This is a genomic window from Anaerolineae bacterium (genome assembly GCA_014360855.1).
Taxonomy (GTDB): domain Bacteria; phylum Chloroflexota; class Anaerolineae; order JACIWP01; family JACIWP01; genus JACIWP01.
This window is the reverse complement of sequence record JACIWP010000132.1, coordinates 1-8,276: the sequence shown is the minus strand read 5'-3', so window position 1 is coordinate 8,276 and position 8,276 is coordinate 1. Positions and strand designations below refer to the sequence as shown.

6 protein-coding genes are annotated in these 8,276 nt (G+C 61.1%); 1 reads left to right on the top strand and 5 read right to left on the bottom strand.

Annotated elements, in window-relative coordinates:
* A partial coding sequence (locus H5T60_08510; protein ID MBC7242472.1) for a PAS domain-containing protein occupies positions 1–1,304 on the bottom strand: 1,304 nt, incomplete at its 3' end.
* A gap of 268 nt (positions 1,305–1,572) precedes the next feature.
* On the opposite strand from H5T60_08510, the gene H5T60_08505 reads away from it, so the two are divergent.
* Positions 1,573–3,789, top strand: a complete 2,217-nt coding sequence (locus H5T60_08505) for a UvrD-helicase domain-containing protein (GenBank protein MBC7242471.1) — start codon at positions 1,573–1,575, stop codon at positions 3,787–3,789.
* Positions 3,790–3,839: 50 nt separating this feature from the next.
* On the opposite strand, the gene H5T60_08500 is transcribed toward H5T60_08505, so the two are convergent.
* From H5T60_08500 to H5T60_08485, 4 genes are read right to left on the bottom strand one after another with little or no spacing between them, the layout of a single operon-like run.
* Positions 3,840–5,381 (bottom strand): xylulokinase, encoded by a 1,542-nt coding sequence (locus H5T60_08500; GenBank protein MBC7242470.1) that lies wholly within the window; start codon positions 5,379–5,381, stop codon positions 3,840–3,842.
* 35 nt (positions 5,382–5,416) lie between these two features.
* Entirely contained in the window at positions 5,417–6,523 is a 1,107-nt protein-coding gene (gene hisC, locus H5T60_08495; protein MBC7242469.1) for a histidinol-phosphate transaminase, read from the bottom strand.
* A 53-nt stretch (positions 6,524–6,576) separates the two neighbouring features.
* Positions 6,577–7,371 (bottom strand): hypothetical protein, encoded by a 795-nt coding sequence (locus H5T60_08490; protein MBC7242468.1) that lies wholly within the window; start codon positions 7,369–7,371, stop codon positions 6,577–6,579.
* Between the two features lie 36 nt (positions 7,372–7,407).
* The gene (locus H5T60_08485; GenBank protein ID MBC7242467.1) at positions 7,408–8,229 is read right to left on the bottom strand and encodes a metallophosphoesterase; all 822 of its coding nucleotides are present in this window, start codon (positions 8,227–8,229) and stop codon (positions 7,408–7,410) included.
* Between the last annotated feature and the right edge of the window lie 47 nt (positions 8,230–8,276).

The window sequence follows — 8,276 nt, the reverse complement described above, 5'->3', positions numbered from 1 at the left end:
CACCACGGGAAACGGCTTACGGGCAGGCGCCGGCGAAACTCCATACGCGAGGAGGCATGGGGTGAGCACCATTCGTGCGATGCCGCCAGGATGCTGTCGTTCTCGACCAAATGCATCAGCGTACAGCGGTCGGCGCCGGTCAGTTCCCCCACCCAGCGTAAGGCCTCGGCCAGGCCCAGGTCCAGGTCGGACGCCGGCAGGCTGAGGAAGGTGGTGGAGATGGTCATCACCAGTTGTTCGAATTCCAGCCGTCGGCGCAGGGCCAGCTCAGCCCGCTTGCGGTCGGTGATTTCGTGGAGCATGGCGAGCCGGCCGGTGATTTGCCGGCGGTCGTTGTAGATGAGGGACACGCGCAGCTCGAAATAGCGCGGAGGGTGGCCATTGCCCAGCGCGACCTCCCGCACCTCTCCGGGGGCCAACCGTCCGGGGTGGAAGCGCTCAAGGCGCCCCCGGAAGACCTCATCGGCGGGTCTGCCGATGGCCCGGGACAGCGGAGCGTCCAGCACGCGCTCGGCCAGCGGGTTCATGTCCACGACCCGGTCATAGGCGTCCAGCACGATGATGCCGTCCTGCAGTTGCTCGACAATGGTGCTGTATGCCGTCGGCATGACATCCAGGAAGCGGTAGCGGTACAGCCCCCAACTGACGAGCACTCCACCGATGGCAAAGCTCAGCGGGGTCGGGTCCACCAGCATCGGCAGGATGCGCATCACGTACAGCAGGTTACTGCCCAGGGTGATGCCCAGGCCGGCCAGCAGGATCAGGATTTGCTGGCGGAGGGGGGAGGGAGCGCGGCGGTAGTGCTGGATAAGGATCATGGCGCTGAAGAAGAGGAGGGAATAGGCGTAGACGACATGTGCCCAGAATCCCAGCCCATAGCGCAGGGCCAGGAAGGTGATGCCGCCGGCCTGCACCAGCCCGGTCTCGGCCCAAATCCAGCCGTGGTGGGGGTTGGTCCACACCAAGATGTTGATGAGGATCGGCTCGATGGCGAGCGCCAGGACGCCCCGGCGGGAGAGGAACTTGCCCAGCCCCAGGTACTGGAGCGTGAAGGCGAACCAGGCGGCCGGCGCCACGGTGATGCCGATGTACTGCAGTTGGGCCCAGCGGACCTTTTCCGGCAGGGATTCGGCGGCGACTTCCAGCGCGGAAAAGAAGGTCCATGCCGCGACGACGGCGATAAAGATTGTAAAGCTGATGGCGCCGGCCATACTGCGGCGCCGCCAGGCGGTCAGCGCCAGGGCCAACAGGCCGGCGGACAAGAGTATGGCCGGCAGGGTATACGACAGCGTCGCGGGATTCAAGGTTCCTTCCCCACCAGTGAGAATAGTCGGGCCGTCCCGCGCCTGAGCGAAAGGCCTTGCGGGCTTCTTTACCTAATTATACCACATGCATGTAAGATATATCAACGCCCCTGGAAAGAGGGTGTGGAAGGGGTCAAGGTTGGCATGGCACCGGATGCCGGACTGCCGGCGCAAGCAGTGCGTCGGTTTGACGCCTTCCCCTCTTCATGCTACACTTTTCCTCTGCGCATACACCTGTGCGATCCCATCCCCTGCAGGAGGTCCTGATATGGTCTCTGCCCTTGAGGGGCTGAACGAGGCCCAGCGCCAGGCCGTCACCGCGGTGCACGGTCCTGTGCTGGTGCTGGCCGGCCCCGGCTCTGGCAAGACGCGCGTACTCACCCATCGTGTGGCGTATTTGGTGCGGGAGGCCGGCATCCCCGCTCATCATATCATGGCGGTGACCTTCACCAACAAGGCGGCGCGCGAGATGAAGGGCCGGCTGGAATCGCTCCTGGGGGCGGAAACCCATTATCTGACGGTGGGCACCTTCCATGCCACCTGCGCGCGCATCTTGCGGCGCGAGGCGGCACATCTGCCGGTCTCCGCCAGCTTCCAGATCTTCGACGAGAGCGACCAGGCCGAGACGATCACCCGGGCGCTGAAAGAGCTGAACCTGGACCCCAAGCGCTTCAATCCCCGCGCCGTCCTGTCCACCATCTCCCATGCCAAGGCGGAGATGGTCGTGCCGGAGCAGTTCCCCACGCCGGATTACTGGCACGAGATTGTGCGCCGCGTCTATGAGCGCTATCAGGCCATCCTGCGGCAGAGCGACGCGCTGGATTTCGACGATCTGCTGTTGGAGACCGTGCGGCTGTTTCAGCGGGAGCCGGCGGTCTGCCGCAAGTATCAGACACGCTTCCCCTTTATCCTGGTGGACGAGTTCCAGGATACCAACCAGGTGCAGTACGAGCTGTTGAAACTGCTGGCCGGCGATCAGCGCAACATCTTCGTCGTCGGCGATGAGGACCAGTCCATTTACCGCTTTCGGGGCGCAGATTGGCGCAATGTCACCCGCTTCCGTGAGGATTTTCCCGACGCAAAGGTCATCTTGCTGGAGCAGAACTACCGCTCCACCCAGGTTATCCTGGACGTCGCCAATGCGGTGATCTCGCGCAACGCCCACCGCACTCCCAAGCGCCTGTACACCATCCGCCGCGGCGGCGCTCCTGTGGTCGTCTACGAGGCGTACAACGAGCAGGAGGAGGGGAGCTTCATCGTCCAGGAGATACAGCGGCTGGTCTCGCAGGGGGTGTGCCGGCCGGGCGACTGTGCCGTCATGTACCGCACCAACGCGCAGTCGCGACCCATCGAGGATGCCTTTGTGCGCTACGGTATGCCGTACCGTCTGGTGGGTGCCACGCGCTTCTACGCCCGCAAGGAAATCAAGGATATGCTGGCCTACCTGCGGCTGATCCATAATCCCAGCGACGATGTCAGCTTTTACCGTATTATCAATCTGCCGCCGCGGGGCATCGGCGCTAAGACGCTGGAGACGCTGGGACAGTGGGCGCAGATGCACGGGATGGCCATGCTGCCGGCCATCCGGCTCCTGCTCCATCCAGAAGAGGGGCGGAAAGCGGTGGAACCGCCGGCGCTGGGCCGGCGCGCCGAGGCCGCCCTGAAGGGATTCCTGGAGCTGTGGGAAGGCTGGACGGAGGCCCGCCAGTACACGTCGGTGTTGGGCCTGCTCGACCGCGTGCTGGAGGAGTCGGGCTATGCGGCCTATATCCGCGATGGCACGGAAGAAGGGGAGGACCGCTGGGCGAACATCATGGAACTGCGCACTGTCGCCCAGCAGTACCAGGGCATGGAGCCGGCGGAGAGCCTGACCCGCTTCCTGGAAGAGGTTTCCCTGGTATCGGATATTGACAACTTGAACGAGAGCCAGGATGCGCCCACGTTGCTGACGGTGCATATGGCCAAGGGGCTGGAGTTCCCGGTGGTTTTCATCGCCGGCTTGGAGGAGCGCATCTTTCCCCACAGCCGCTGTTTCGATGATCCTGAGGAGATGGCCGAGGAGCGCCGGCTCTTTTATGTCGGGGTCACCCGTGCCAAGGATCGGCTGTATTTACTACATGCCTTCCGGCGCACGCTTTTCGGCGTGGATCAGGTCAACGAGCCTTCGCGATTCCTCCAGGAGATACCGCCTCAGCTTATCGCCGACGCGCCGGCCGGCACCCCTGTGCGAGTTGCGGTGCGGACACAGCCCGAGACGGTGATGTGGGAGCGGCCGGGGAACGGCGGGGGATGGGGCTCCAAGGGGCCGGCCGCGCCGGCGCGACAGCAGTTTGCCCCTGGCGACAAGGTCGAGCATCCCGTGTTCGGCGTGGGGACGGTGATCAGCAGTCAGATTGTCGGCGGGGACGAGGAGATTGTGGTGGCCTTTGCCGGCAAGGGGGTGAAGAGGCTGGCGGTCAGCCTGGCGAAGGTGCGCAAGGTATGAAAAAGCCTCCCGCAGGTTGTGTCCTGCGGGAGGCTGTTGTCTTTGTCGCGTCAGGCGATGTCATGGAGCCGGCGGTTGATGGGCTTCAGCGCCTCGTACACTGCCCGATACTCTTTGTACAGCGCATCATAGCGCCCCTGGTACTCGTCTCGGGGTTCGACGATGCGGTCAATCTCGATCAGATCGTCGATCGCCTCTATGTTAGGGTACACTCCCAATCCCACCGCCACAGTGAGCGCGGCCCCTACCGCGCCGGCCTCTTGAGGATGCGCCAGCACCTTAAGCTGGCGGCCGGTGATGTCGCTGATGATCTGGGTCCAGGTGGGACTGGTGCTCCCCCCGCCGATGGCGTGCACAGCTCCCACTCGCAGGCCCAGGTTTTCCAGCGCCTCGCAGATCCAACGCAGGTGGAAGCCCACCCCTTCCATGACTGCGCGGGCCATATGGGCCTTGGTGTGGCTCAGCGAGAGCCCGATGAAGGCGCCCAGGGCGTAATGGTCCAGAACAGGAGCCCTCTCACCGGAGAGCCAGGGAGCGAAGAGCAGACGGTCGGCCCCAGGTTCCACCTCTTCTGCCATGCGGCTGAGCAGTTCGTAGGTGGAGATGCCCTGGCGCGCGGCTTCTTCCGCTTCGGCCTGACAGAAATTGTCGCGGAACCACATCAGCGAGCCGCCGCCGGTTTCCATCTCGCCGGCGATGATCCATTTCTGCGGGTCGATGTGGTTCAATGCCCAGAATGGTTTTTCAGGGTCATTCACGAAGGTACTGCTGGATAGGCCGATCCAGGTAGCTGTGCCTACACACAGATGGGCCTCTCCGTCGTGGTTGGCACCGGAGCCCGACTGGGCGACTGCCACATCGCCGGCGCAGATCACTACAGGGGTGCCGGGGAGCAGTCCGGTGGCCTGAGCGGCCTGCGGGGTAACCTCTCCGATCACAGAAGTGCAGGGATAGGCCGGCGGCAGTTTTTCCATGGGAATACCCAGCAGGTCGCAGGCCGGCTTGGACCACTCCTTGCGGTAGGGATCGAACAGAAAGTATACCGAGGCGCCGTGCCAATCCGTGGCGATTTTCCCGGTCAGCCGATAGACGATGTACTCCTTACAGTCGAGGAGCCAGGCGGTGCGTTCCCACAGCTCCGGGCATTCTTCCTTCAGCCAGAGGATTTTGGGGATGATGTCCTTGGCGGTGGGGATGTTGCCAGTGTACTCGAACAGCCGGCGGATGCCTTGACCGCCGTCCATTGCGGCGATGCGGTCTGCCTGTTTCACAGAGCGCACGTCCAGCCAGCTTATCATGGGCATCACTGGTCGTACCTCGGCATCTACCGGCAGGAGGTTGAACATCTGGGCGGAGATGCCCACGCCCAGAATGTCGGCCGGCGAGACGCCGGCCTCCTCCATCACCTTGCGCGTGGTCATGGCGACTGCCTGCCATAGTTCCTCAGGGTCCTGCTCCACCCACTGCGGCTTGGGATAGTGCAGGCCGTAAGGCAGGTAATACGAGTGCAGGATGCGGCCGCGCAAGTCAGTGAGTACCGCCTTATCACCCCCGGTGCCTGTATCATGGGCGATGATGTACTGCTTGCTCATGCGAGTCTCTCCATCACGCTGGCGGATGGCGGGCCTTATTTCCCTTTCCGGACTTCCTCCACGTAGGCGCGAAGTACCTGGAGGAAGAACTCGTTCTGCTCCGGTGTGCCCACTGTGACACGCACGAAGCCCTGTCCCATGTGATGGGGGGACATAGGCCGGATAAAGACCTTGCGCTCGATGAGCTCGTCGCGGATTTGCTCAGAGGTTTTTCCCAACGAGCTGGCATCGATGAGGACAAAGTTTCCCTCGGAGGGGAAGGCGCGCAGGCCCGGGATCTTATTGATCTCCTCACACAGGTACTGCCGGCCCTCGATGATGGTGCGCCGCTTTTCCAGAAAGCTTGCTTCATCGTCCAGCGCGGCCTGCGCGGCGGCCAGCGCCAGCAGGCTGACGTTCCAGGGAATGCGGACGCGCATCATGTAGTCTACCACTTTGGCATCGGCGATAGCGTATCCGACCCGCAGGCCGGCCAGGCCGTATGCCTTGGAGAAGGTGCGCGAAATAATCAGATTGGGATATTCGCGGATAAGGTGTGCCAGGGTACGTGGTTCGTTTTCCAGCTCGTAGTAGGCTTCGTCCACTACGGTGGGGATGCCGGCAGAAAGGATGCGTTTCAGATCGTCCAGCGGAATCTGTATCCCCGTGGGGTTGTTGGGACTACAAAGGAAGAGCAGTTTGGTCTTGGGGGTGATGGCCGCCAGGATGGCTTCCACATCCCACGAGAAATCGGACCGCAGGGGGACAAACACTGGCACCGCGCCGCGGATCTTCGCCCGCGCCTCATACATGGAGAAGGTAGGCACAGGGATAAGTACTTCATCGCCAGGCGCCGCGAATGTGGTGATGATGATATCAATGATGTCCGTGGAGCCGTTGCCCAGGATCACATTTTCCTTTCCAAAGCCGGCCATTTCGCCGAGCCGCTGTCGCAGGGCCGGCCCGGAATCCGGGTACAGGTTCCCCAGTTGAGCCGCCCGTTGTATGGCCTCCAACACCGCCGGCGATGGCGGGATAGGGTTCTCGTTCGACATCATGCGCAGTACTTCGGGGTGCGACCAGGCGAATTCCATATGCCGGTCGCTGTACGGCGCGGCCGCCCGCACCCAGGGCACAACGAATTTGTCAATGTCAGTGGACATGTTTGAAAACCTCCATTGTCATCCAGGGTGTGTATTGTCAGAAGGCAGGACCTTTACGAGAGGGTTCCCCTTCCGGAAAGCTCTTCCACATCTTCATACCATTTGACTTTATCGCCGATGGCGGCGCGCATTTTCCAGCGCATGGACTTCGGCTGTTGGTCAATATATTCCCGAATTTGCCGCAAGCGTTCCCGCACAACCTGGCGGTCCTCATCCGTCAATTGATTGTACTGTCCCACAAAGTGGTCTACCAGTTCCAGATTCTGTGTCAGAGTACGCCACCATCCCCAATCATTGGAGGTGAGTTTTCCAATCACATCAAGGTTGATGGTTTCCTGATCGCTGTGGCCGACCGGGTGCTCTCGCAATAGCATGATAGTGTCGATAATGTCCTTTTCGTTGATCTTGACGATCTGCATCTTTTCCAGGAACAGCTCTGCGAGGGGGAGGGTAGGCGAGTCGGCTTCCAGCCGGCCAACCAGGGGGATGGTGTGGCAGAATTTCAACTGGTCGAAGAAGACGTCAATGTGCCGGCCGTACACCGGGTCGTGGAACAGGAGCCGATGCTCCCCGAAGAGCTGGGTGACTGTCCTATCTTCCTGATACCCCAACTCCGTCAAGAACCTGACGATGTCTTTGAAAAATTTGCGGTAGGAGGCGAAGTCAATATCGGTAAACTGCCGGCCCAGCCGATCCTGAATATATCCGAAATTGGGGCAGTGGGTGCGGAAGGCCAGTGCCCCTACCAGTCGCATGATGATGTGGGCGTTCTCTTTCTCCTGGAGGGCGTTCAGGATACGGGTACGCTCTTCGTAAAAATCTTGCTGGATTGCACCATATTTGCTCATATGTTCCTCCGCGGTTCGGCAGGAATAGCGCGCGCCTCAGCCGGATATCAGCATATGGCCTTTCACGCGCTCAGGCTCAAGGTTGATGATGGCAGCCTTCATAATGCCCTCAGCGTATTCACTGCCGGGATTAATCGCCAACGTGCGCCCAATGCGGATGTGGCCGGCGGCTTCATGAATGTGCCCGTGCAAGGTGAGCATGGGCTGTACTGTTTCGATGAATTTGCGCACCGAGGTACTGCCGACGGGTTTCATGAGTACCTGGCCGCCCATGGTCTTGATTTTCAGGTTTTCGTCCAACTCGGGGCAGACGTCAATCTGGGAATCATATGGCGGCACATGGATGGCCAGTACCGCCCGTTCGGGGTGGGAGAGCTGACTGGCGAGCTTCTCCAGCCGCTCTGCCAGGACATCTTCCTCGACGTCTCGAGCGCATTTCCAGGGGGTCATATTGGCGTTGGAGATGCCGGCGAACTCATGGTGCTCGTCCAGCCAGAACACCTGGCCGTCCGGGTTGCGCACGTGCTGGAATTCCGCAATTACAGAGTCGATTACATAGGGGTCGTCATTACCAGGCATAAAATAGAGGGTAATGCCCTTGGGCACTAGTTTTTCCTCATATTCTGTGAGCCATTCTCGCACCCGAACCACCATTTCATGCTCGAAGCGGCGGGCCATCTTATCTGGATGCGCTTCCAGGTCCTCTGCCTCGTCCTTCTCAAGCACAATCGGGTAGAACCCCACGTTGCTGATGCGCTGTTTGAAACGCTCCAGCTCCTCTGGGGTGGATGGTTCCTCCTTCACATTGAACAGGTAGCCTTCGTAGCGGCCCTTGCCCTGATGGATGATAGGAATCATAGCTTTGCCAGTGACATCGCCGCCGACGATGATAATGTTAGCCTGAT